The sequence below is a fragment of the uncultured Stenotrophomonas sp. genome (assembly GCF_945952405.1).
In the GTDB taxonomy this organism is placed as follows: domain Bacteria; phylum Pseudomonadota; class Gammaproteobacteria; order Xanthomonadales; family Xanthomonadaceae; genus Stenotrophomonas.
This window is the reverse complement of sequence record NZ_CAMFIA010000022.1, coordinates 20,561-44,410: the sequence shown is the minus strand read 5'-3', so window position 1 is coordinate 44,410 and position 23,850 is coordinate 20,561. Positions and strand designations below refer to the sequence as shown.

General features: G+C 67.7%; 16 protein-coding genes. 11 read left to right on the top strand and 5 right to left on the bottom strand.

Features of this window, described 5'->3' with window-relative positions; translation table 11 throughout:
- Nucleotides 1-67: 67 nt before the first annotated feature.
- From yccS to Q0P60_RS17640, 4 genes are all read right to left on the bottom strand, one after another.
- Nucleotides 68-2,245: a YccS family putative transporter gene (gene yccS, locus Q0P60_RS17655; RefSeq protein ID WP_294996620.1), complete on the bottom strand. Its 2,178-nt coding sequence runs from the start codon at nucleotides 2,243-2,245 to the stop codon at nucleotides 68-70.
- Between the two features lie 114 nt (nucleotides 2,246-2,359).
- Nucleotides 2,360-5,482 (bottom strand): efflux RND transporter permease subunit, encoded by a 3,123-nt coding sequence (locus Q0P60_RS17650; RefSeq protein WP_294996617.1) that lies wholly within the window; start codon nucleotides 5,480-5,482, stop codon nucleotides 2,360-2,362.
- A gap of 31 nt (nucleotides 5,483-5,513) precedes the next feature.
- A complete protein-coding gene (locus Q0P60_RS17645) occupies nucleotides 5,514-8,747 on the bottom strand; it encodes an efflux RND transporter permease subunit (RefSeq protein WP_294996614.1) in 3,234 nt (1,077 codons plus the stop codon).
- 74 nt (nucleotides 8,748-8,821) lie between these two features.
- The gene (locus Q0P60_RS17640) at nucleotides 8,822-10,066 is read right to left on the bottom strand and encodes an efflux RND transporter periplasmic adaptor subunit (RefSeq protein ID WP_294996611.1); all 1,245 of its coding nucleotides are present in this window, start codon (nucleotides 10,064-10,066) and stop codon (nucleotides 8,822-8,824) included.
- 186 nt (nucleotides 10,067-10,252) lie between these two features.
- Here Q0P60_RS17640 and Q0P60_RS17635 point away from each other — a divergent pair, with 186 nt between their 5' ends.
- The 11 genes from Q0P60_RS17635 (at nucleotide 10,253) to Q0P60_RS17585 (ending at nucleotide 22,042) form a co-directional block, all read left to right on the top strand.
- Complete coding sequence (locus tag Q0P60_RS17635) at nucleotides 10,253-11,572, top strand: M20 family metallopeptidase (protein ID WP_294996608.1); 1,320 nt, start codon at nucleotides 10,253-10,255, stop codon at nucleotides 11,570-11,572.
- A 535-nt stretch (nucleotides 11,573-12,107) separates the two neighbouring features.
- Nucleotides 12,108-12,926, top strand: a complete 819-nt coding sequence (gene queF, locus Q0P60_RS17630; protein ID WP_294996605.1) for an NADPH-dependent 7-cyano-7-deazaguanine reductase QueF — start codon at nucleotides 12,108-12,110, stop codon at nucleotides 12,924-12,926.
- Between the two features lie 213 nt (nucleotides 12,927-13,139).
- Nucleotides 13,140-13,433 (top strand): LysM peptidoglycan-binding domain-containing protein, encoded by a 294-nt coding sequence (locus Q0P60_RS17625; protein WP_294996602.1) that lies wholly within the window; start codon nucleotides 13,140-13,142, stop codon nucleotides 13,431-13,433.
- A 45-nt stretch (nucleotides 13,434-13,478) separates the two neighbouring features.
- Complete coding sequence (locus Q0P60_RS17620) at nucleotides 13,479-13,991, top strand: hypothetical protein (protein ID WP_294996599.1); 513 nt, start codon at nucleotides 13,479-13,481, stop codon at nucleotides 13,989-13,991.
- Between the two features lie 320 nt (nucleotides 13,992-14,311).
- Nucleotides 14,312-16,534 carry an NADP-dependent isocitrate dehydrogenase gene (locus tag Q0P60_RS17615; protein WP_294996596.1) on the top strand — a complete coding sequence of 741 codons (2,223 nt, stop codon included), beginning with the start codon at nucleotides 14,312-14,314 and terminating at the stop codon, nucleotides 16,532-16,534.
- Nucleotides 16,535-16,884: 350 nt separating this feature from the next.
- Nucleotides 16,885-17,850 (top strand): hypothetical protein, encoded by a 966-nt coding sequence (locus Q0P60_RS17610; protein ID WP_294996593.1) that lies wholly within the window; start codon nucleotides 16,885-16,887, stop codon nucleotides 17,848-17,850.
- Nucleotides 17,843-18,391 (top strand): ATP/GTP-binding protein, encoded by a 549-nt coding sequence (locus Q0P60_RS17605; protein ID WP_294996590.1) that lies wholly within the window; start codon nucleotides 17,843-17,845, stop codon nucleotides 18,389-18,391. Before Q0P60_RS17610 ends, Q0P60_RS17605 begins: the two co-directional genes overlap by 8 nt.
- Nucleotides 18,384-18,800, top strand: coding sequence for a roadblock/LC7 domain-containing protein (locus Q0P60_RS17600; protein ID WP_294996587.1), 417 nt, complete (start codon nucleotides 18,384-18,386; stop codon nucleotides 18,798-18,800). Before Q0P60_RS17605 ends, Q0P60_RS17600 begins: the two co-directional genes overlap by 8 nt.
- A gap of 53 nt (nucleotides 18,801-18,853) precedes the next feature.
- Nucleotides 18,854-19,213, top strand: a complete 360-nt coding sequence (locus tag Q0P60_RS17595; protein ID WP_005419760.1) for a hypothetical protein — start codon at nucleotides 18,854-18,856, stop codon at nucleotides 19,211-19,213.
- 146 nt (nucleotides 19,214-19,359) lie between these two features.
- Nucleotides 19,360-21,090 carry a bifunctional isocitrate dehydrogenase kinase/phosphatase gene (aceK, locus tag Q0P60_RS17590; RefSeq protein ID WP_294996584.1) on the top strand — a complete coding sequence of 577 codons (1,731 nt, stop codon included), beginning with the start codon at nucleotides 19,360-19,362 and terminating at the stop codon, nucleotides 21,088-21,090.
- A 61-nt stretch (nucleotides 21,091-21,151) separates the two neighbouring features.
- The gene (locus tag Q0P60_RS17585; RefSeq protein WP_294996581.1) at nucleotides 21,152-22,042 is read left to right on the top strand and encodes an energy transducer TonB; all 891 of its coding nucleotides are present in this window, start codon (nucleotides 21,152-21,154) and stop codon (nucleotides 22,040-22,042) included.
- Nucleotides 22,043-22,080: 38 nt separating this feature from the next.
- Here the strand turns inward: Q0P60_RS17585 and Q0P60_RS17580 are convergent, their stop codons facing one another.
- Complete coding sequence (locus Q0P60_RS17580) at nucleotides 22,081-23,655, bottom strand: sensor domain-containing diguanylate cyclase (protein WP_294996578.1); 1,575 nt, start codon at nucleotides 23,653-23,655, stop codon at nucleotides 22,081-22,083.
- Between the last annotated feature and the right edge of the window lie 195 nt (nucleotides 23,656-23,850).

The following is a 23,850-nucleotide window of genomic DNA, read 5'->3' as shown; positions in this document are numbered from 1 at the left end:
CAACGCGATGTTGCAGCCATCACACTGCCCCGGTGACTGCCGGACCCACGCCGTCGAAGCAGGCAATTCACGTCAGGCTGCGCACTGCCTCATTGGCCGCGGCGCGCACCTTGGGCAGCAGCCGCAGCACCAGCGCCATCTGGGTGCGGATCAACTGCAGCTTCGGCGGCATCGCATCGTCGATCTGTTCCAGCTCGGCCGCCACCGCACGGTCGGCGTCGTTGTGGTCTTCCGCGACCGGCTGCCGTGCGCTCAGCGCCGTGGCCAGCTGCTGCAGCGCCTTGCGCACCCGTTCACCGGCCGCCAGCGCCAGCGGATCGCCGGCATAGCTGTCCACCTGGTCGCGGTGCGCGCCGAGCGCCGACAGATGGCCGAGCAGGGTGTTGGACAACGCCAGGAAATGGAAGCCGGCATCGAGGTTGCGGCGGACGTGGCCGGGTTCGCGCAGCATGTTGGACAGCGCAGTGGACAGTGCGGCGTCGGCGTTGTGCATGTCGCGGCGGGCGATGCGGTACGCCAGGTCGTCGCGCATGCCGCTGCGGTACTGGCCCAGTACCGAGTCCAGGTAGCGCGCGGCGGTGTCCAGCACGCGTGCCAGCACCCGGTGCAGCTGGCGGCCCTGCCAGTCGGGCAGGATCAGGAACGCGGCAGCGGCGGCGATCGCACAGCCCAGCAGCGTATCGACCATGCGCGGCACGATCAGCACGAAGCCGTCGCCGATCAGGTTGAAGCAGGTCAGCGCCATCACCGTGATCGCCGCCGATGCCACCAGGTATCGGTCGGTCCGGGTGAAGAAGAACAGCAGCGCCGACAGCAATGCGATGAGCAGCTGCACATGCAGCTGCGGGAACAGTTGCAGCAGCGCCCAGGTGAGCACGAGGCCGGCCACGGTGCCGACGATGCGTTGCGCCAGGCGCTGGCGGGTGGCGCCGAAATTGGGCCGGCACACGAACACGATGGTCAACAGCACCCACGAGCCGTTCTGCGCATTGAACAGCCGGATCGCCGCAAAGCCGGCAATCAGGGCCAGGGCCATGCGCAGGCCGTGGCGGAACAGCACCGAGCCGGGCGTCAGCTGCTGGCGCAGGCGCACGCCCATCTCGCGCAGGGTGTGTGGATTGCTGTCGCGCAGGCGGGTATCGACGTTGTCGAGGCTGGCCTCGGAGCGCTCGGCATCCAGCAGGCGGCGCTCGATGCTGCGCAGGTTGTGCACCAGCAGGTCCAGCGAGCCGAGCAGGCGTTGCCATTGCGGCCGCTGCTGGTCGCGCAGGTAGGCCAGTGCATCGGCCAGGTCGCGCCCGGCCTGCTGGTTGCTCTCGCCATACACGAACGGGCGGCGCAGGCGGATCGCCTCGCCCAGCCGCGCGCAGGCCTGGCCCTGCAGGTCGAGCAGGCGCTGGCAGCGGTACAGCACGTCGCTGTGGAAGAAGGCGTCCACCAGCGCGCCGTATGGGTAGTGCGAGGAGCTGGCGCGCTCATGGAAATCCTGTGCCATGTAGTACAGCCGCAGGTACAGGCCGGAGTTCACGCCGGGGCGCCCGGAGCGGCCGAAGCGGGCCAGGATCGCGGTCTTGGCTTCGTTCAGGGCGCCGACCACGCGCCGGTTCTGCTCGGCCAGGTCAAGCTGGCGGCGCTGCAGGTCGGCCTCGCGCACCGGTTCGAACAGCGCGGCTTTCAGCTGCAGGTAGCGGCCCAGTTCCAGGTACAGCCGGGCCACCCGCTCGCGCACCGGCCGGTTGGCGAACAGCGCGGTCCACAGGATCGACAGCAGGCCGTACCAGGCGGCACCGGCCAGCAGGTGGCTGACCGCGTCCAGCGCGCTGTGCAGGTCGCTGGCGCCGTGCTGCTCCAGGCCGATCATGGTGTAGATCGCGAGCGTCACCGTGGCCTGGGCGATCGACGCATAGCGCTCGCCGAGCGCGCCGAGCAGGGTCAGGGCAAAGGTCGACAGCGCCAGCGCAGCGATGAAGATCCACGGCCACGGGAACAGCCAGATCACCGAGGCCGCGGCGATGCAGAAGCACAGCAGCGACAGCAGCACCGCCTTGGTCCGGCCCCACCAGTTGTCGTCGGTTTCGGCGATGGCGCTGGCGATGATGCCGAGGAACACGCCGGGCAGGGCCGGCAGTGCGTCCAGCTGCCAGCACACGGCAAGCGCCGCGGTCAGGGCGATGAATACCCGCAGGCCATAACTGGCCTTCTCGTGGGCCCACAGGCGGCTGAGGCGGGATTCGCGGGCGGACATGCAGGCTCGAGGGGAGGAGTGGCCTCCATTATTGCGGGCGTCGCGTGAAATAGGGGGCCGGCGTGCGGACCAACGGTCCGCAGCCACCTCAGGCAGCCCCTTGGCCAGCCACCCTCAGGCGCGCTGTGCGCGCTTGAGCAGTTTCGCTTCGCGTCGGCGCGCGCGGCGGGCGCGCCAGCGTTCGGCGAGGCAGGAGAAGATCACGTACAACGCCGGCGTGCTGAGCAGGGTCAGGCTCTGCGAGAACAGCAGGCCGCCGATCATGGCGATGCCGAGCGGACGGCGCAGCTCGGAGCCCTCACCCAGGCCGATCGCCAGCGGCACCGCCGCCAGGATCGCCACCATCGTGGTCATCATGATCGGGCGGAAGCGCACGATGCTGGCCTCACGGGCGGCGTCGCGCGGTGCCAGCCCGTGTTCGCGCTGTGCCACCAGGGCGAAGTCGATCATCATGATCGCGTTCTTCTTGACGATGCCGATCAACAACACCAGCGCGATCATCGAGATCACCGACAACTCGGTATTGGTCCCGAACAGGGCCAGCAGCGCGCCGACGCCCGCCGCCGGCAGTGTGGACAGGATGGTGACCGGGTGGATCAGGCTCTCGTAGAGCATGCCCAGCACCAGGTACACGGTCAGGATCGCCGCCAGCACCAGGATCAGCATGTCGCTGGGATCGGAATTGAACCCGAAGCCGGCGTCATCGGCCAGGCGGATGTCACCCGGCATGCGCATGCCGGCCACGGTCGCATCGATGATCGCCTTGGCCTCGCCCATGCTGACGTTGGGCGCCAGGTTGTAGCTGAGGTCCATCGTCGTGTACTGGTTCTCGTGGGTGATCTGCGACGGCGCCAGGCCGGGCACCTGGGTGGCCACCGCGGTGATCGGCACCATGTCGCCGCTGCGTGCGCGTACATACACCTCATCGAGGGCCGCCGGCGTGGCGGTCTGCGAGGGCAGGGCGTTGACCACCACGCTGTACTGGTTGATGTCCGAGTAGATGGTCGAGATCTGGCGCTGGCCGAACGCACCGTACAGCGCGCCGTCGATGGCGCCGACGGTGATGCCCAGCCGCGCGGCCTTGGCACGGTCGATCTGGATGTTCTGGCGCAGGCCTGCATTGTCCACGTCGGTGCCGACGTCGCGCAGCTTCGGGTTCTTCTTCAGCTCCGCCTGCAGCTTGGGCAGCCATTCCTGCAGCGCCGCAAGGTCATTGCCCTGCAGCGAGATGCGGTACTGCGCGCCCTGGCTGGAGCCGCCGCCGTCATTGCTGGGCAGGTCCTGGATCGCACGCAGGCGCAGCTGCAGGTCCGGGTAGCGGTCGGCCTTGGCACTCAGCCGCGCCAGCGCATGCGCGGTGGTTTCGCGGCGGCCGTCGCTGCGCGACTTCAACTCGATGTTGAACTGCGCGCTGGAGCCCTGGCGGCCGCTGCCAAGGCGAACGCCCACGGTCTTCACCGCTGGATCGGCCATCAGCATGTCGGTGATGCGGCGCTGGCGGGCGACCATGTCCTCGAAGGAGACGGTGGCACTGGAGTTGGCGCGGCCCCAGATCAGGCCGGTGTCCTGCGGCGGGAACGCGCCCTTCTTCACCGCGCCGAACAGGAAGACGGTGACGCCGATCAGGATCAACGGGGTCAACGACATCAGCAGCGCATGGCGCAGCGAGAAGTCGAGGAACAGGGTGTAGACGCGCAGCATGCGTTCATGGCCGGCATCGAGCCAGCGGCCGAACCGCGACGGCGGTGCGCTGTGGTCATGGGCGCTGAGGAAGCGGCTGCAGAGCGCCGGGGTCAGCGTCAGTGAGACGATCATCGAGACCACGATGGCGGCCACCAGGGTAACGGTGAACTCGCGGAAGAACGCACCCATCATGCCGCTGGCGAACAGCAGCGGAATGAACACCGCCACCAGCGAGGCGGTGATCGAAACGATGGTGAAGCCGATCTCGCGCGCACCGGTCAGTGCCGCCTGCATCCGTGGCATGCCCTCGTCGAGGTGGCGCATGATGTTCTCGATCACCACGATCGCATCGTCGACCACGAAGCCGATCGCGATCACCAGCGCCAGCAGGCTCAGGTTGTTCAGGGTGAAGCCCATCACGTACATCACCAGCGCCGCACCGGCCAGCGACAGCGGCACGGTCACTGCGGCGATCAGCGTCGGCGCCAGCCGGCGCAGGAACAACGCCATGGTCAGCACCACCATCGCCAGGCTGATCAGCAGGGTGATCTGTACTTCATGCAGCGACGAGCGGATGGTCGGGGTGCGGTCGAAGTAGGGGGTCAGCGTGGTGCCCGGCTGCAGGTAGTCGCGCAGGGTCGGGATCTGGGCCTTGACCCGGTCCACGGTCTCCACGATGTTGGCGCCGGCGCGGGTGAACACATACATCACCACCGCCGGCTTGTGGTCGAACCAGGCCGCCTGGTAGGCGTCCTGCTGGCCGTCGTAGACGTTGGCGATGTCCTTCAGGCGGATCACCCGGCCATCGCCCTGGGTCTTGACCACCAGGTCGGCGAAATCGGCGGCGCGTGCCACCGAATCGTTGGCGATGATCGCCGTGGTGGTGTTGCCGTCGCTGAGGAAGCCGGTCGGCGAGGTCACGTTGGCGGCGCGCACCGCGTTGCGCAGGTCATCGGCGGTCAACCCCAGTGCATTCATCAGCCGCAGGTTGACGTCCACGCGCACCGCCGGCGTCGAGGCGCCAGCGATGTCGACCGAGGCCACGCCGCTGATCTGGCGGATGCGCTGCGCCAGCAGCGAGTCGGCCACGTTGTACAGTTCATCGGCCGACTGCGTCTGCGACGTCAGCGCGATGGCGATCACCGGATCGTCGTTCGGGTTCGCCTTCTGGTACATCGGCGAGCCCATGCCCGAGGGCAGGTCGGCCTGCGCCGAGTTGATCGCGGTCTGTACGTCGAGCGCGGCCGAATCGATGTTGTGGCCGCTCTGGAAGATCATGAACACCAGCGAGCTGCCTTCCGAGCTCGACGAGCGCATGCGATCGATGCCGGGCAGCTGGCCGAGATGGCGTTCCAGCGGCGCAGTGACGGTGGAGGCCATGGTCGCCGCATCGGCACCGGACTGGCTGGCGTGCACGAAGATCACCGGGATCTCGATGTTCGGCAGCGCCGATACGCCCAGGCGCAGGTAGCAGATCAGGCCGACCATGAACAGGCCGATGGCCAGCAGGGCGGTGCCGATCGGACGGCGGATGAAGGGACCGGACAGGTTCATCGTGCGGCCCCCCGCAGCAGCGGGGCGGGAATCATGCCTGCGGCTCCTGCAGCGAACCATTGCGCAGGGCGCGCTGTTCGCGGCGGCGCGCCAGCCATTCGGAGAAGCGCTCCATGTACAGGTAGATCACCGGCGTGGTGTACAGGGTCACCAGCTGCGACAACAGCAGGCCGCCGACAATGGCGATGCCGAGCGGTCGGCGCAGTTCCGAGCCGATGCCGGTGCCCAGTGCCAGCGGCAGCGCGCCGAGCATGGCCGCGGCGGTGGTCATCATGATCGGGCGGAAGCGCAGCAGGCAGGCGCGGCGGATCGCTTCATGCGCATTGGCACCGGCACGGCGTGCCTCGATCGCGAAGTCCACCATCATGATGCCGTTCTTCTTGACGATGCCGATCAGCAGCACGATGCCGACGATGCCGTCCACCGACAGGCTCAGCCCGCACAGCATCAGCGCCAGCAGCGCGCCGACGCCAGCCGGCGGCAGCGTGGAGATGATCGTGATCGGGTGGATGTAGCTTTCGTACAGCACGCCCAGCACGATGTAGATCACCACCAGCGAAGCCAGCAGCAGCCACACCACGTCGGTCTGGCTGCCGGTGAACTCGGCCGCCTTGCCGATGAACTCGGCATGCAGGTGGCTCGGCATGTCCAGGCTGTCCTTGGTTTCCTGGATCGCGCGCACGGCTTCGGACAGCGAATAGCCCGGTGCCACGTTGAACGAGACCGTCACCGCTGGCAGCTGCTGCTGGTGGCTGACCACCAGGGGGGCGCTGCTGACCTTGCCCTCGGCCAGCGCCGACAGCGGGATGATGTTGCCGGCACCGACCGTGATGCCGGTGTTCTGCGCGCCGATGCCGGTGGCGGTCGACGAGTTGGACGAGGTGACCTGGCCGAAGCTGGTGGCATTGGTGCCGGTCAGTGCGCCGGCACCGTTGGAGGCGACCGCCAGCTGCTCCATCAGTGCGGTGCTGGTGCGGAACTCCGGCGCCACTTCCAGCACCACGCGGTACTGGTTGAGCTCGGTGAAGATGGTCGAGATCTGGCGCTGGCCGAACGCATCGTAGAGCGTGTCGTCGATGGTCTGCATCGGCACGCCCAGCACGCTGGCCTTGTCGCGGTCGATGTTCAGCTCCAGGGCGCGGCCCTGGTTGGACAGGTTGTTGTCGACATCGGCCAGTTCCGGGCGCTTGCGCAGCGCATCGGTCAGGCGCGTGGCCTGGCGGGCCACTTCATCACTGTCCACGTCCGACAGCGAATACTGGTACTCGGTGGCGGCCACGCGGGTATCCAGGGTCACGTCCTGCACCGGCTTCAGGTACAGCGCAACGCCCGGAATGCCGGCCACCGCGTTCTGCAGGCGGGGTAGGATCTGCTCCAGCCCGTCGCGCTGGCTGCGCTCCTTCAGCACGATCGACAGCTGGCCCTGGTTGAGCGTGGGATTCATGCTGCCGGCGCCGATGAAGGCGGACACGCCGGTCACGTCCGGGTCCTTGCGCAGTGCTTCGGCGACCTGCTTGGTGCGCTGCTCCATCTGCGGGAACGCGATGTTCTGGTCAGCCTGGACCACGCCGGTGATCAGGCCGGTGTCCTGCTCGGGCAGCAGGCCCTTGGGAATCAGCACGTACAGCAGCACGGTCAGCACCAGCGCGCCTGCGGCCACGGCCAGGGTCAGGCGCTGGTGGCCGAGCACCCAGTCCAGGCTGTGCTCGTACAGGCCGACGGTGCGCGTCCACAGGTTCTGCTTGCCGGCGGCGGCCGCACGCTCATGCGCATCCTCGCCCTCGGGCAGGGCATCGGGCTTGAGCAGGTAGGCGCACATCATCGGAGTGAGCGTCAGCGAGATCAGCATCGACAGCACCACCGCGATGCTCAGCACCCACGCGAACTCGTGGAACAGGCGGCCGGTGACGCCGGGCATCAACAGCAGCGGCAGGAACACCGCCACCAGCGAGACGGTCAGCGACAGCACGGTGAAGCCGATCTGGCGCGCACCGATCTCGGCCGCTTCCTTGCCGCTCTTGCCCTGCTCGATGTAGCGCACGATGTTCTCGATCATCACGATCGCATCGTCGACCACGAAGCCGGTGGCGACCACCAGCGCCATCAGCGAAAGGTTGTCCAGCGACATGCCGGCGAAGGCCATCACCGCGAAGGTGCCGGCCAGCGACAGCGGCACCGCCACCGAGGGAATGATCGTGGCCCACAGGCGGCGCAGGAACACGAAGATCACCGCCACCACCAGGCCGATGGTGAGGATCAGGGTGAACTGCACTTCATGCACCGATGCGCGGATGGTCTCGGTGCGGTCGTTGAAGATCTCCAGGTGCACGTCGGCCGGCAGCACGCCCTGCAGCTGCGGCAAAATCGCGCGGATGCGCTCGACGGTCTGCACGATGTTGGCGCCGGGCTGGCGGCGCACTTCCAGCAGCACCGCCGGCTTGCCATCGGCCCAGGCGGCCAGCTGGTCGTTCTCCACGCCATCGACCACCTCGGCCACGTCCGACAGCCGCACCGGGCGGCCGTTCTTGTAGCTGATGATGGTGTCGCGGTACTCGGCGGCGCTGGCCAGCTGGTCGTTGGTGCCGATGCTGTAGGACTGGGTCTTGCCGTTCAACGAGCCCTTGGGTGCGTTGACGTTGGCCTGGGTCAGCGCGCTGCGCAGCTGTTCCAGGGTCAGGCCCATGTTCGACAGCTGCGCCGGGTTGACCTGGATGCGCACGGCCGGGCGCACGTTGCCGGCGATCGAGACCAGGCCCACGCCCTGCACCTGTGACAGGCGCTGGGCCAGGATCGAGTCGGCGTAGTTGTTGACGTCGCGCAGCGGGCGCGTGTCGGAGGTCAGCTTGAGGGTGACGATGGCCGCATCGGCCGGGTTCACCCGGTTGTAGACCGGCTGGTATGGCAGCGACGAGGGCAGGGTGGCCTGGCGGATCGCCGCCTGCACGTCCTGCGCGGCAATGTCGATGTCGCGGTCCATCGAGAACTGCAGGATGATCGTCGACAACCCGGCCGACGAGTCGGAGGTCATCAGTTCCAGCCCGGAGATCTGCCCGAACTGGCGCTCCAGTGGCGTGGTGACCAGCGAGGCCATGGTGGTGGCGTTGGCGCCGGGGTACTGGGTGGTGACCACCAGGCTGGGGGCATCGATTTCCGGCAGCGCCGACACCGGCAGCTTGCGGTAACCGAGGATGCCGAGCAGCAACAGGCCCGCCATCAACAGCGAGGTGGCGATCGGGCGGCGGATGAAGATCGTCGAAAAGCCCACGGACTGATCCTTGCTGGCACTTCAATGTCGGCGCCGGCAGGGATGCCGGCGCGGGGAGGGTCAGTGGCCTGCGCTCAGCGCGGGCCACCACCACGACGGCCACCGCCGCCCGCGTTCTTCTGCTCGGCGGCCTTCAGTTCGGCCTCGGTCGGCGCGGCCGGGGTCTCGCCCGGCTTCAGCGCGGTGACCTTGCTGCCCGGCTTCAGGCGGAACTGGCCCTCGCTGACCACGCGCTCGCCGCCCTTCAGGCCTTCGGCGATCTGCACCTGGCTGTCGCCGACTTCCACGCCGCTGCGCACGGTCTGCATCTTCACCGTGTTGTCGCCCTGCACCACATAGACGTATTCGCCGTCCGGGCCACGCAGCACCGCCTGGGTCGGGATCACCACGCCGCCGCCGATGGTGCGCAGCTGCATGCGCACGTTGACGAACTGGCCCGGCCACAGGCCGTTGTCGGTGTTGTCGAACAGGGCGCGTGCCTTGAACGTGCCGCTGTCGGCGCTGATCAGGTTGTCGACCACGTCGAGCTTGCCGTCGCCGGACAGCACATGCGAATCGGCGCGGTCCAGCGCTGCCACCGGCACCGTGCCGGCGGCCTGCGCCTGGCGCACATCGCCGAGCTGGCGCTCGGGCAGGTTGAACAGCACGTGGATCGGATGGATCTGGGTCAGGGTGACCAGCGCGGTGCCGGCGTTGACCACGTTGCCGGCGTCGACCGCACGGATGCCGGCAATGCCGGAGATCGGTGCGGTGACCTTGGTGTACTGCAGCTGCACCTGCGCCGAACGCATGCTGGCCTCGTTGGCGGCCACTGCGCTTTCGTACTGTGCCACTTGGTTTCGTTGTGTATCCAGATCGGTCTTGGCGACGTACTGGCGATACTCCGGCGCGTTCGAGCGCTGGAAGTTGGAGCGTGCGGTGGCCAGCAGCGCCTCGTTCTGGCGCTTGGCCGCCGCAGCCTGGTCATAGCTGGCCTGCGCGGTGCGCGGATCGATCACCGCCAGCACATCGCCCTGCTTCACTTCCTGGCCTTCGCGGAAATTCAGGCTCATCAACTGGCCGCCGACCTGCGGACTGACCGTAACAGTGTTCATCGCGGTCACCGTGCCCAGTGCGCTGGCATACACCGGCACGTCCTGGCGCGTGGCGTCGACCACGGTCACCGGGACCGGGCCTGCATCCGGGTCTTCGCCGCCCTGGCGCGCGCCTGCAGCGGGTTTTCCAGCCTTGTCCTTGCCTCCGCCGATGACGCGCAGGCCGACCACGGCCAGCACCAGTACCGCCACGACCAGCAGCACGATCTTCCAAACACGTGACATTACGAGGACTCCAAGAGGGCTGGACCGGGCGGGACCCCGGGGGCAATGCGCAAAGCATACCTGTGCCACATCACGTTTCCTGCATGACGGATGGGACGGGCGCTAAGACCGGATCCAGCCGCGGAGGTTCCCGTGGCCGCAGTGTTGCCCTACATTCAGCTGGAACCCTTTGCCGTGGAGATTGCGATGCGCCGTTCGCTGCTGCTGTCCGCCCTGCTGCTGGCCCTGCCGGCCCTTGCCCACGCCCAGGACGGGGAACGTCCGGAAGTGACCGCCGCCGCACAGCGGCTGCAGGCGCGGGTGGTCGAATGGCGGCGTGATTTCCACCAGCATCCGGAGTTGTCCAACCGCGAGGCGCGCACCTCGGCCGAGGTCGCCAAGCGCCTGCGCGCGATGGGCCTGAAGCCGAAGACCGGCATTGCCCACCACGGCGTGGTGGCGATCATCGAAGGCGGCAAGCCGGGCCCGAAGATCGCCCTGCGCGCGGACATGGATGCACTGCCGGTGACCGAGCAGACCGGCCTGCCGTTCGCCTCCAAGGCCACCGACCAGTACCGCGGCCAGACCGTGGGCGTGATGCATGCCTGTGGTCATGACGCGCACACCGCCACCCTGCTCGGGGTGGCTGAAGCGCTGGTATCGATGAAGAAGGACCTGCCGGGCCAGGTGATGCTGATCTTCCAGCCGGCCGAGGAAGGAGCGCCGCCGCCGGAAGAGGGCGGTGCCGCCTTGATGCTGAAGGAAGGGCTGTTCGCCGATTTCAAGCCCGAGGCCGTGTTCGGACTGCATGTGTTCTCCAGCGTGCAGGCGGGGCAGATCGCGGTGCGCGGCGGCCCGCTGATGGCGGCTTCGGACCGTTTCGGTATCAAGGTGATCGGTCGCCAGACGCACGGCTCGGCACCGTGGAACGGCGTTGATCCAATCGTTGCCACCGCCGATCTGGTCGGCACCGCGCAGACCATCGTCAGCCGCCGCGCCAACCTGTCCAAGCAACCGGCGGTGCTGACCTTCGGTGCGATCAACGGTGGCATCCGCTACAACATCATTCCCGACGAAGTGGAAATGGTCGGCACCATCCGCACCTTCGACGAAGGCATGCGTCAGCAGATCTTCGCCGACCTGCGCAACGTGGCCGAACACACGGCCGCCGCGCACGGGGCGAAGGCGGTGACCGACATCTACGAGTCGGAAGGCAACCCGGCCACGGTGAATGATCCGGCGCTGACGGCGAAGATGCTGCCGAGCCTGCAGGCGGTGGTAGGCAAGGACAACGTGTACGAGCCGCCGTTGCAGATGGGCGCGGAGGACTTCTCGCTGTACGCGAAGGAGGTGCCGGGCATGTTCTTCTTCGTGGGCTCCACCCGCGTCGGCATCGATCCGGCGACGGCACCGGCCAACCATTCACCGAAGTTCCTGCTGGATGAAAAGGCACTGGACGTGGGCCTGCGTGCGCTGCTGCAGGTGAGCCTGGATTACCTGCACGGCGCCGGCACCCCGGCGGGGTGAGGGTTTGCGGCAGGGCTGCGCCCTGCACCCGCCGAAGCAAGGGCAAGGTCAACGGCAAAAGCAGTGCTGGATTTCTGCTGGTTGGGCGGGGCAGTGTGGGCCTGCAGGACACGCCGTAAACCCGTCCATGGGGGCTCGATGGCGCCATCCATGGCGCCAACGGTCCTGCAGGCCCACACCGCCCCGCCCCCGACAGGTTCACGCGGCTGTTGGTAGGTGTCGACCTTGGTCGACACGCTGGCGTGGATGGCGGATATCAGGAATTTCTGAAGGATCGGTTTCTGCTTTTGATCTTGATTTTCCTGATCTTTTCCGTGGTGGCGCGGGAAATTGTCCGTGGCCGGGAGGGTGGGTTGGCTGGGGGCGTGAGCCGCATGGATGCGGCGACCGAGCTTACATGGACGTACTTGCAGCGGCCCCCAGCCAACCCACCCTCCCGGCCGACCCCGAGATACTGCCCTGAACCACCACGGAGGGGCTCCGCCGTTGGCCGCGCAGGCCGAAGGCCTGCCCCCGCCGCGATACAATAAGCAGCATGAACACCCCACAGGATTCCAGCCTCGGTCGCGAGGTCAGTTACCCGTCGCAGTACGATCCCGGCCTGCTGTTCCCCATCCCCCGCAGCGGCGCCCGCGCCGAGATCGGCCTCGATGACGCCGCGCTGCCGTTCGTCGGCCACGACCGCTGGCATGCCTTCGAGCTGAGCTGGCTCGATCCGCGCGGCAAGCCGCAGGTCGCCGTCGCCACCGTGCAGGTGCCGTGCACCTCGCCGCGGCTGATCGAATCGAAGTCGTTCAAGCTGTACCTCAATTCCCTCAACAGCACCCGCATCGACAGCGCCGAGGCGCTGCGCACGCGCATCGTTGCCGACCTGTCGGCCTGCGCCGGTGCGCCGGTGCAGGTCGAGTTCGGCCTGCCGGGCCTGCGCGAGACGCCACTGGGTGAGTCGATCGACGGGCTGGAGCTGGACATCGACTGCTATGGCCCGCCGCAGGCCGGCTTCCTTGCCGCCGATGCCGGCGAGGTGGTGGAGGAAACGCTGGTCTCGGCGCTGTTGAAGTCCAACTGCCCGGTGACCGGCCAGCCGGACTGGGCGACGGTCAGCCTGCGTTACCGCGGGCCGAAGATCGACCGCGCCGGCCTGCTGCGGTACCTGGTCAGCTACCGCGAGCACGCCGAGTTCCATGAGCAGTGTGTCGAACGGATCTTCAGCGAGGTGTCCGCGCGCTGCCAGCCGCACTGGCTGGAAGTGGAGGCGCGCTATACCCGCCGCGGCGGCCTGGACATCAATCCGTGGCGGGCCAGCCCCGGCATCGCCGCCCCGGCCGCAACCTACCGCGAACTGCGCCAGTAACCGCCGCAGGCGGTTGCGGTAATGGCGGCCGCTGGCCGGCTGCGCCTGCGGGCAGATTCCTCGCGGTTGCCGGCCAGCGGCCGGCACTCGTGGGCGCCTGCACGCCTCGATTGTTCAGCCGCCCCCCGGGGCGGCTTCACATCTGCACCATCCCCATTTAACAACCGTCATGGCACCGTGCGAGCCACGTAGTCATGCAGACGGGAGTTGTGGATGAGTACCGAGAAGAAAGCCGATTTCTCCGGCGTCAGTGCCAGCGTCGACAGTACCGCCGAGCAGGTGCCGAAGGCGGACTTCTCCGGCGTCAGCGCTTCGGTGGACAGCACCGCTGAAATCGTCGGCGGCGGCACCTACACCGTGCAGAAGGGTGATTCGCTGTCGAAGATCGCCAAGCAGCACCTGGGCGACGCCAACGCCTGGAAGAAGATCTTCGAAGCCAACCGCGATGTGCTCGACGACCCGGACAAGATCTTCCCGGGCCAGACCCTGAAACTGCCGCCGAAGTAAGCCGGCGATCGAACGCCGTCCGACAATCCCTGGGAGGAACCCCGAATGATCAAGACCACCCCGCTCCAGACCGCCCTGATCGCCGCCCTGCTGGGCAGCGTTGCCCTGGTCGGTTGCAAGAAGAAGGAAGAGTCGACCGACAGCAACGCCGCTCCGGCTGCGACCGCCCCGGCCGAGCCGGCCGCACCGGCGCCGATGACCGGTGCACCGCCGCCGATGGCGGAAGCCGCCGGGGTCAGTGTCTCCGCCGTGACCGTGGGCAAGACCGCCGCCGCCGACAAGTCGGTCGCTCCGGCCGCCCTGTTCGCGCCGAAGGATGATGTCATCGTCTCGATCAAGACCGATGGCACCGCCAACAACACCAGCGTCGCCGCCAAGCTGACCTTCCAGGACGGCCAGGTGGCGGGCGAACAGACCGCCACCCTGAATGCCAGCGGTGCGGAGACCACCAACGTCACGTTCAAGAATGCGAAGGGCTGGCCGGCCGGCAAGTACCGCGCCGAGGTCATGGTCGATGGCAAGGCGGCCGGAACGCCGCAGGAGTTCGAGGTCAAGTAAGTCCTGCCGACTCTCTCCCGGCAGGGCTCACGATGGACGCAGCCGCGAGGCTGCGTCCTTTTTTATTGGGCAGAGGCCAGGCCTGCTCAACGCAGGGCGTGGATGGATCACAGCGTTGCCGGGATGCAGTACCCGCGCGTATGGCGCGGCTTTGCCCCGCGCGGCTGAAAACGCGACAATGCAGGGGTTTCCCCGCCGCGCGCCCACCCTGACGGCGACGGGGAAAGCGCGGGGCATGGCCCCGCGCGCGACACGGTTGCACGTGGCCCGGCGCTGGCGCCGGCCTTCCCCTGAGCACTGCTACAGAGTCCAAGTCCCCCATGTCCAAGATCCTCTACACGCTGACCGACGAAGCCCCGTTCCTGGCCACCCAGTCGCTGCTGCCGATCGTCGATGCCTACACCGCCACTGCCGGCATCGTGGTGGAAACCCGCGACATCTCGCTGTCCGGCCGCATCCTGTCGCAGTTCCCGGAACTGCTGGCCGATGCGCAGAAGGTCAGCGACGACCTGGCCGAGCTGGGCCAGCTGGCGACCACCCCGGACGCCAACATCATCAAGCTGCCGAATATTTCCGCCTCGGTGCCGCAGTTGAAGGCGGCCATCAAGGAACTGCAGGACCAGGGTTACCCGCTGCCGGATTACCCGGAAACCCCGGCTGACGACCAGCAGCGCGACTACAAGGCGCGCTACGACAAGGTCAAGGGCAGTGCGGTGAACCCGGTGCTGCGCGAAGGCAATTCCGATCGCCGCGCGCCGCTGTCGGTGAAGAACTACGCACGCAAGCACCCGCACCGCATGGGTGCCTGGGCCTCGGATTCGAAGTCGCACGTCGCGCACATGGACGCTGGCGATTTCTACGGCAGCGAGAAGTCGGCAACGCTGGCCAACGCGGGTTCGCTCAGGATCACCCTGCATGGCAACGACGGCAGCACCGTCGTGCTGAAGGAAAAGACCGCGGTCAAGGCCGGTGAGATCGTCGATGCCGCGGTGATGAGCCGCAAGGCGCTGGCCACCTTCATCGAAGCGCAGATCGCCGATGCCCGGAGCCAGGGCGTGCTGTTCTCGCTGCACCTGAAGGCGACCATGATGAAGGTCTCCGACCCGATCATGTTCGGCGTGGTCGTCGAGGAGTTCTACAAGGATGTGCTGGCCAAGCACGCCGATGCCATCAAGCAGGCCGGCTTCGATGCCAACAACGGCATCGGTGACCTGGTCGCGCGCCTGCCGTCGCTGCCGGAAGCCACCCGCACCGCCATCGAGGCCGACCTCAAGGCCGAATACGCGCAGCGCCCCGCGCTGGCGATGGTCAACTCGGACAAGGGCATCACCAACCTGCATGTGCCGAGCGACGTCATCGTCGATGCCTCGATGCCGGCGATGATCCGCGACTCCGGCAAGATGTGGAATGCCGAAGGCAAGCTGCAGGACACCAAGGCCGTCATTCCGGACCGCTGCTACGCCGGCGTCTACCAGGCGGTGATCGACGACTGCAAGGCACACGGTGCCTTCGACCCGGCCACCATGGGCTCGGTGCCCAACGTCGGCCTGATGGCGCAGAAGGCCGAAGAATACGGCTCGCACGACAAGACCTTCCAGATCGCTGCCGACGGCGTGGTCAAGGTCACCGACGAGGCGGGCGACGTGGTGTTCGAGCATGCGGTGGAGGCCGGTGACATCTGGCGCATGTGCCAGACCAAGGACGCGCCGATCCAGGACTGGGTCAAGCTGGCAGTGGAGCGTGCGCGCCTGAGCAGCACCCCGGCCGTGTTCTGGCTGGATGCCGCCCGCGCCCATGACGCGCAGGTCATCGCCAAGGTCGAGCAGTACCTGAAGGACCACGACACCAACGGCCTGGACATCCGCATCCTGCCGCCGGTGGAGGCCACCGCGTTCTCGCTGGCCCGCATCCGCAAGGGCGAAGACACCATCTCGGTGACCGGCAACGTGCTGCGTGACTACCTGACCGACCTGTTCCCGATCATGGAGCTGGGCACCAGCGCCAAGATGCTGTCGATCGTGCCGCTGATGGCCGGTGGCGGCCTGTTCGAGACCGGTGCCGGTGGTTCGGCCCCGAAGCACGTGCAGCAGTTCGTCGAAGAGGACTACCTGCGTTGGGATTCGCTGGGTGAATTCCTGGCTCTGGCCGCTTCGCTGGAACACCTGGGCAACCGCTACGACAACGCGGCCGCCCGCGTGCTGGCCAAGGCGCTGGACGAAGCCAACGGCCAGTTCCTGGACAACGACAAGTCGCCGTCGCGCAAGCTCGGTGGCATCGACAACCGTGGCAGCCACTTCTACATCGCGCTGTACTGGGCGCAGGCGCTGGCCGCGCAGGACGAGGACGCCGCGCTGAAGGCACGCTTCGCGCCGCTGGCCAAGGTGCTGACCGACAACGAGCAGAAGATCGTTGACGAGCTGATCGCGGTGCAGGGCAAGGCGGTGGACATCGGCGGCTACTACCGTCCGGACGTGGCCAAGGCCAGCAAGGCGATGCGCCCGAGCGCAACCTTCAACGCCGCGCTGGAGCAGCTGCGCGGCTGATCCAGCGCCGACCTGCTGTGACATCGGAACCCGCGCTTCGGCGCGGGTTTCTTTTTGGGGTCGGGGGTCAGATCCCTTTTGCTGCGCAAAAGGGATCTGACCCCGGCGGAGACTCCCGCGCAAAAGGGATCTGACCCCCAGCACAGACCCCGCAAAACCGTGAAATCCGTCGGCTGTCGGAATGCCGTCAAAGGGGCATGAAACTTGCCCACGATGGTTGTCGCAGAACCGATACGAGCGCGTCCTGGGTCGCACTCAATCTGAGCAGTCGATCACGATGGTCGCCGCGGGCGATGCCCTAGCCTTGGCAGCGCGAGGCCACCGGGGAGGTGGCCGCACGGGGAACACCGATGGCACGCGTGCTGGTAGTGGGAACCGACATCCAGGGCGAGCAGGCCCTGCTGCAGCGGCTGCGCGTGGCCTCGGCCCTGCCCGATGGCCAGATCCGCCGCAGTCAGGACCTGGACGATTGCGACCTGCTGGTGATCCGCGATACCCCGGCGTTGCGCAACGCGGCCCAGCGCATGCGCCAGCAGCGCCCGCGCCTGCAGTGCTGGATCGAGGACCTGGGCGGCCAGCTGCGCGACGACGATGGCCAGCAGGGCGTGCTCGACGATGGCGCCATTGGCCGCGCGCTGCGTGGCATGCACCTGGCAGCGGAGCCTCTGGCCATGCACGTACCTGCACCGATCCGCCTGGCCGATGGCGCGCATGCCATCACCCGCCTGCTGCGCGAGCGGCTGCCGTTGCGCCAGGGCCAGGCAATGCTCAGTGATGCTGGCGAGCCGGTCCTGCTGATGGACCTGGAGCATGACCAGGCGGTGCTGCTGCAGGAGCCATCGGCTGCGCTGGTGGAGCGCCTGGCCGAGGCCTTTGAACGCCTGCAGCTGGACGCGCTGACGCCGGCACGCCTGCAGGCGCTGGCCGCGGAACGGCCACGCCAGCCGCTGCGGCCCCTGCTGTGGCAGTGGGCGCAACGCAGCCGCCACTGGCAGTCGCTCGACGAGCGCCTGCGCAGCGCCTCGGTGAAGCTGTTGCGCTGGCCTGATTTCCGCGTGCTCGGCCATGATCACGATGGCTTCCGCCTGTGTTCGCTGCTGCTCAAGCGCGCCTGCACAGTGGACGAGTGCGCGATGCTGCTCGAACTGCCGGCCGCGGCCGTGCGCGATTTCATCCACGCCGCCTATCTGTGCGGCTATGCCCAGCTGCAGGCTGCACCGTCGCCGGCGGTGATGGCGATGCGCGGTGCTGCCGCCGATACCGGCCTGCTCGCCCGCCTGTGGCGGCACCTGCGCGGGAGCGAGCGCAATGCGTGAGCACAAGGTGGTGGTGCTGGGTGGCATGGGCAGTGGCAAGTCGACCCTGGTGCGCAGCATTGCGGCCGGTGCGGTGATCGACACGGATGTGGCCAACAGTGATCGGCTCGGCGCCGACAAGGCCTCCACCACCGTGGCGCTGGACTATGCCGATATCGACCTGCCCAACGGCGAGCGGCTGCGCCTGTACGGCACGCCCGGCCAGCAGCGCTTCGACTTCCTGTGGCCGATCCTGTTGCAGGGCGCACGTGGCGCGGTGCTGCTGCTGGACGCACGTCGGCCCAGCCTGGCCACCGAACTGGAGGACTACCTGCAGGTACTGCAGCCGTTCGCGCCGCAGCTGGCCCTGGTGGTGGCGGTCACCCATCTCGACCAGGCGCCGCATGCTGCGCTGGAGGACTGGGCCGAACGTGCCCGCCTCGACCGGCAGCCGCTGCCGTTGCTGGCGGTGGATGCACGTGACCGCGAACAGGGACTGCTGCTGATGGACGTACTGATGGGCGAGATGGAAGCGCATGCCCTGGTGGCGGCGCATGGCTGACGGGCAGGTGGCGGTGCTGCCCGACGCCGGCCAGCGCGAGCGCCTGCAGCCGTTGCTGCAGGACCTGCAGCAGCGGGTGGAAGGCGTGCGCACGGTGGTGCTGGCCAGCGTTGATGGGTTTGCGCTGGTCTGCGCCGGTGCCGACGGGCGTGGCGAACGGCTGGCGGCGATGACCAGCGCGATGCTTGCACTGGCCGCAGCGGTCGGGCGCGAGCTGGTGCTGGGCGAGCTGCAGACGCTGATGCTGGAGGCTGCGGGCGGAAAGGTGCTGATGCTGGCGATCCAGGCCGACGGACGCGCGCCGCTGCTGCTGATGGCGGCCTGCGACCAGCGCAGCGTGATCGGCCAGGTGCTGTGGCAGAGCAGGGAATGTGGCCAGGCGATCCTGGCCGAACTCGGCGGAAGGTGAGCCCGGCCGCAGGGGAACGAGGGGCTCGAACCAACATCGACAAGGGGTGCGACGTGGCTGGATTGAATGAATCGTTGAACGCACTGATGGGCATCGACGGCGCGCAGGCAGTGGCGCTGGTCGACTACGAGAGCGGCATGCTGCTGGGCGAGGCCGGTGCCGGCATGGACATGGAAGTGGCCGCCGCCGGCAACACCGAAGTGATCCGCGCCAAGATGAAGACCGCTGCGTCGCTGAACCTCAACGACAGCATCGAGGACATCCTGATCTCGCTGGGCAAGGCGTACCACATCATGCGCCCGGTGGCGAAGAAGAAGGGCCTGTTCTTCTACATCGTGCTGGACCGCACCAAGTCCAACCTGGCGCTGGCACGGCGCAAGGTACAGGACGTGGAAGCCGAGCTGGCGATCTGAACCGGTCGTGCCGGCCGCTGGCCGGCATCTGCATCGATCCCTCGACGAACCAGGTAGTGCCGGCCAGCGGCCGGCACTACCTTCGCGCTCGACGGCATCACACACGCCAGCGTATGGTGTAGGCGGTCCTCTCCGCTGAGCCGTGCATGTCCGAACCTGACATCGCTGCTGTGCTGGCGCCGCGTATCGCCGGCGCCATCCGTGATGGTTTCGAGCAGTACCACGCCCGCTTCGCGGCGATCACCGCCCGGGCCAGGCAGCGCTTCGAGCAGCGCGACTGGGCCGGTGCACGCCAGGACGCGGTCGAGCGCATCGGACTGTACGACCTGTGCATCGCCGAGCAGATGGATGCGTTGCGCCGCCTGGCCGGCGAAGCCATCGGCGAGCGCGCGCTGTGGCTGCAGGTGCATGCCCGCTACAGCGCCCTGCTGCAGGGGCTGATCGACGCCGAGCTGTACAAGACCTTCTACAACACGCTGTCGCGGCGCCTGTTCGCCACCCGTGGCGTGGACCCGGCGCTGGAGTTCATCGCTTTCGATGTTGAACCCTCGGATGCGATCACCCATCCGGTGGCGCGGCATACCTACGCGGTTTCGCCAACGCGGCCGGTGGAAGCGCTGCAGCGGGTGCTGGCCGACTACCGCTTCGATATCCCCTATGCGCACCAGCTGCGCTGCGCGGCGGCTATTGTGGTGCGCCTGCAGGATGATCTTGCCCATTGGGGTGACACACCGGTCCGCAGCATCGAGCTGCTCGACACCGTGTTCTACCGCGAACGCCGCGCTTACCTGGTCGGCCGCGTGTTTGGCGAGCACCGCTTTTCGCCCTGCGTGATCGCCCTGGTCAATGATGACCGGGGCCTGCGTGCCGACGCGGTGTTGACCCGGCGCCGTGATGTCGCCCACCTGTTCGGTGTCTCGCGCAGCTATTTCCAGGCCAACCTTGGCACCGTCGGTGATGCCGTGGTGTTCCTGCGCAGCCTGCTGCCAGGCAAGCCGATCGATGAGATCTACACCGTGCTGGGCCGTGCCAAGCAGGGCAAGACCGAGCGTTACCGTACTTTCTTCCGCCACTTCAACGAGCATGCGCAGGAGCGGCTGGTGCATGCCGAAGGCACGCCGGGCATGGTCATGGCGGTTTTCACCCTGCCCAGCTATCCGCTGGTGTTCAAGCTGATCCGCGATCGCTTCGCATGGCCCAAGTCGATGTCGCGGCAGCAGGTGGAAGAGAAGTACGCGCTGGTATTCAACCTGGATCGTGTGGGCCGCCTGCTCGATGCACAGCCATACCGCCACCTGCGCTTCCCGCGTGACCGTTTCGCACCGGCGCTGCTCGATGAGCTGTTGCAGCAGTGCGCGCAGAGCGTGCGCATCGATGGTGACCAGGTGGAAGTGGCGCTGTGCTATGTGCAGCGCCGCTTCCGCCCGTTGAACCTGTACCTGCGCGAGCAGGGCGCGGATGCGGTGCGTGCGGCGGTGCTGGACTACGCGCAGGCGATCACCGACATGGCGCGCAACAACATCTTCCCGGGTGACATGCTGCCGAAGAATTTCGGTGTGTCGCGGCATGGCCGTGCGGTGTTCTACGACTATGACGAGCTGTGCCTGGTCAGCGACTGCGTGTTCCGCGCCTGGCCGCAGCCACGCACGCCGGAGGACGCGATGGCCGATGAGCCGTGGTTCCATGTGGGGCCGCGCGACGTGTTTCCCGAGCGCTTTGGCCCGTTCATGGGGTTGCCGGCAGTCGAGCTGGCAGCGGTGCGCGAGCATTACCGGCACCTGTTCGATCCGGGCTGGTGGCAGGGCCTGCAGCACCGCTTCGCCCGCGGTGACTATCCGGACACGCCCCCGTATGCGGGCGCGCACCGCCTGGCCTGACCGGGGTGTCATTGGCGTGGGGGCTGGGATACCCTCGGCGTTCATCACCAAGGATCCGGCAATGATGCGCTCCCCCCTGTTTCTTGCTCTCGCCCTGGCCGCAGGCTGCGGCGCCCCGCTGCTTGCAGCCGATGCCAACGCCCAGACCGCGCGGGCCGTCCGCGCCACCGCTGAAATGAGCATGGTGCTTACCGGCCGTATCGAGGTCACCCCGGAAGGCGCGGTCAGCGCACTGGTGCTGGACCAGAAACCGGCACTGGCGCCGAGCATCGCCTCCTTTGTCGAAGGCACCATCGGTGGCTGGCGCTTCGAGCCGATGCTGCGTGATGGCAAGGCGGTGGCGGCGCAGGCGCCGCTGCGGGTGCGCCTGCGGGGCACGTCGATGGCCGATGGTGGCTACGAAGTCAGCATGACCAGCGTCGACTTCAGCGATTACGATCCCAAGGCCACTGATTCAGTGACCCGGGGCCGCGTGACGCCACCGCGCTATCCCGAAGAGGCGTATCGCAACGGCGGGCAGGGCGAGGTGCTTCTGGCGGTCAAGGTGGCGCGTGACGGCACAGTGGCCGATGTCATCGCCGAGCAGGTGAACATGACCGTGGTTGGCCCGGAGCGGGTCATGGCCAAGATGCGCGACATCCTGGCCAAGGCCAGTATCAGCAGCGCCCGCAGCTGGACCTTCAATCCGCCGACCACCGGCGAGGACAGCAGCCGCGACAGCTGGACGGTACGCGTCCCGGTGAACTTCGCCCTGGGCAATGACCGCAACGCGGGGCTGGAGCGCTACGGCCGCTGGCGCGCCTTCATTCCGGGGCCGCGCCAGGCCGTGCCGTGGCGCAAGGCGGACCCGATCGAGCAGGCCGGCGGCGACCTGCTGCCGGAGGGCGGCGTCTACATGGTCGATGGTGCCAAGCGTGGCCTGCGCCTGCTGACCCCGCTGCAGCAGGGCTGACTACAGGGGGGCGGGGCCGGGCCAGAGCCGGCTCTGCCTCAGTCGGCGTAGGGGTAGACCACCACCCGGTTGCGGCCCTGTTCCTTGGCCATGTAGAGGGCCTTGTCGGCCAGCCGCAGTGCCTGCTCGGCATCGACATGGAAGCTCGGGAAGTGGGCGACGCCCAGCGAGACGGTGATGGTGCCCACCGGCGCGAACGGATGATCGGCGATGTGCTGGCGCAGGCGCTCGCCGGCCTGGCGCGCCGAATCGGTGCTCACCCCGGGCAACAGCAGCAGGAACTCCTCGCCGCCGGCGCGGCAGAGGATGTCGCTGTCGCGCGAGTAGCGGCGCATCTGGTCGGCGATGTGGACGATGGCGGCATCGCCGATGTCATGGCCATGGCCGTCGTTGATCGACTTGAAGCGATCGATGTCCAGCGCCAGGATCGCGAACGGGATGCCCTGCACCTGCAACGCATCCAGCGCCTGCTGCAGGCCACGGCGGTTGAGCAGGCCGGTCAGCGGATCGGTGCGGCTGGCGCGGTTGAGCGTGCCGATCCGGTCCTGCAGCGCATTGAAGCTGTGCAGCACGGCCTGCTTCAGCTGTGCGACCTCGAAGTACCAGGCGCGGATGCCACTGACATGGTTGATCGCGTTGCCGGTGTCCTCGCCGCCCTGCACGTTGCGCGCCAGCTGCCACAGCGGCATCGAAATGCGGCGGGCGAACCACCAGGTGACCAGCAGTGACAGCAGGCCAAGCGGGATCGCATTCCAGATCACTGCGGTCATCAACCGCGACAGCGGCTGCAGGGTGGCCTCGGTCGGGCGCTGGGCGATGATGCCCCAGCCGGTGGCCGCCACCGGGGCATAGCCGGCCAGCATCGACACGCCGCGGTTGTTGCGCACCTGCTGCGCGCCGCGTTCGCCACGCACCACGGCCTTCACCGCCGGGTTGCCGACCACGTAGTCGCCGACCCGCTTGCCGTCGGCGTGGTACAGCAGCCGGCCATGGCGATCGACCACGTACAGGTAGGAGCCGTCGCGGTAGTAATGCTTGCCGAGCAGCGTATGCAGCGCGCTGCGCTGGCGCAGGTACAGGGTGCCGCTGACGTAACCGCGGTAGCGGCCCTGGCGATCGAAGATCGGGTGCGACAGCGAAACCAGCAGCTTGCCGGTGGCGGACTGGTAGGGATCGCTGATCATCGGCTGGCGCGCCGCCAGCGCGGCGTTGTTGCCGACACTGTGCAGCACTTCGCCCTGCAGCTGCAGGGTCTGTGGCGAGGTGGCGATCACCAGGCCATCGGCATCCACCACCAGCGAGGAGTTGAAGCTGTTGGTCTGCAGCTGCAGGCGGCTGGCTTCATCCTGGGCCTGCGCAGGGTCAAGGCCGCCCTGGCCCAGCCGGGTGGCGGCATAGGCCAGCTCCTGCTGCGCGGCCAGCAGGAAGTTCTGGGTGGTCTCGGCCAGCTTGGTGGCGTAGACGCGGTTGGCTTCCAGGGTGTTGCCGACCAGCTGGTCGCGCTGCACCCGGTAGCTGGCCAGCAGCGTATTGGCCAGGGCGACGATGGCGCTGAGCAGGGCCAGGGCGAGGATCAGCTTGCCCAGGTTGAGGCGGGGAGACAGCGTTCGCATGCGTCGACGGATCCGGCAGGAGGCTGGACCCGACCGGTTCTCCGGTAGGGGCGACAGCGGGAATTCGGTGGCCAGGCGCGCAGGGCCGGGCAGGGTACCGGGCGGATTATCGCCAAAAGGCGGCGGCGGCATAGTGAAGTGGGTCGCCTTGCAGGCAAAAAAAAACCTGCCGCAGCGAGCGGCAGGCTTCTTCCG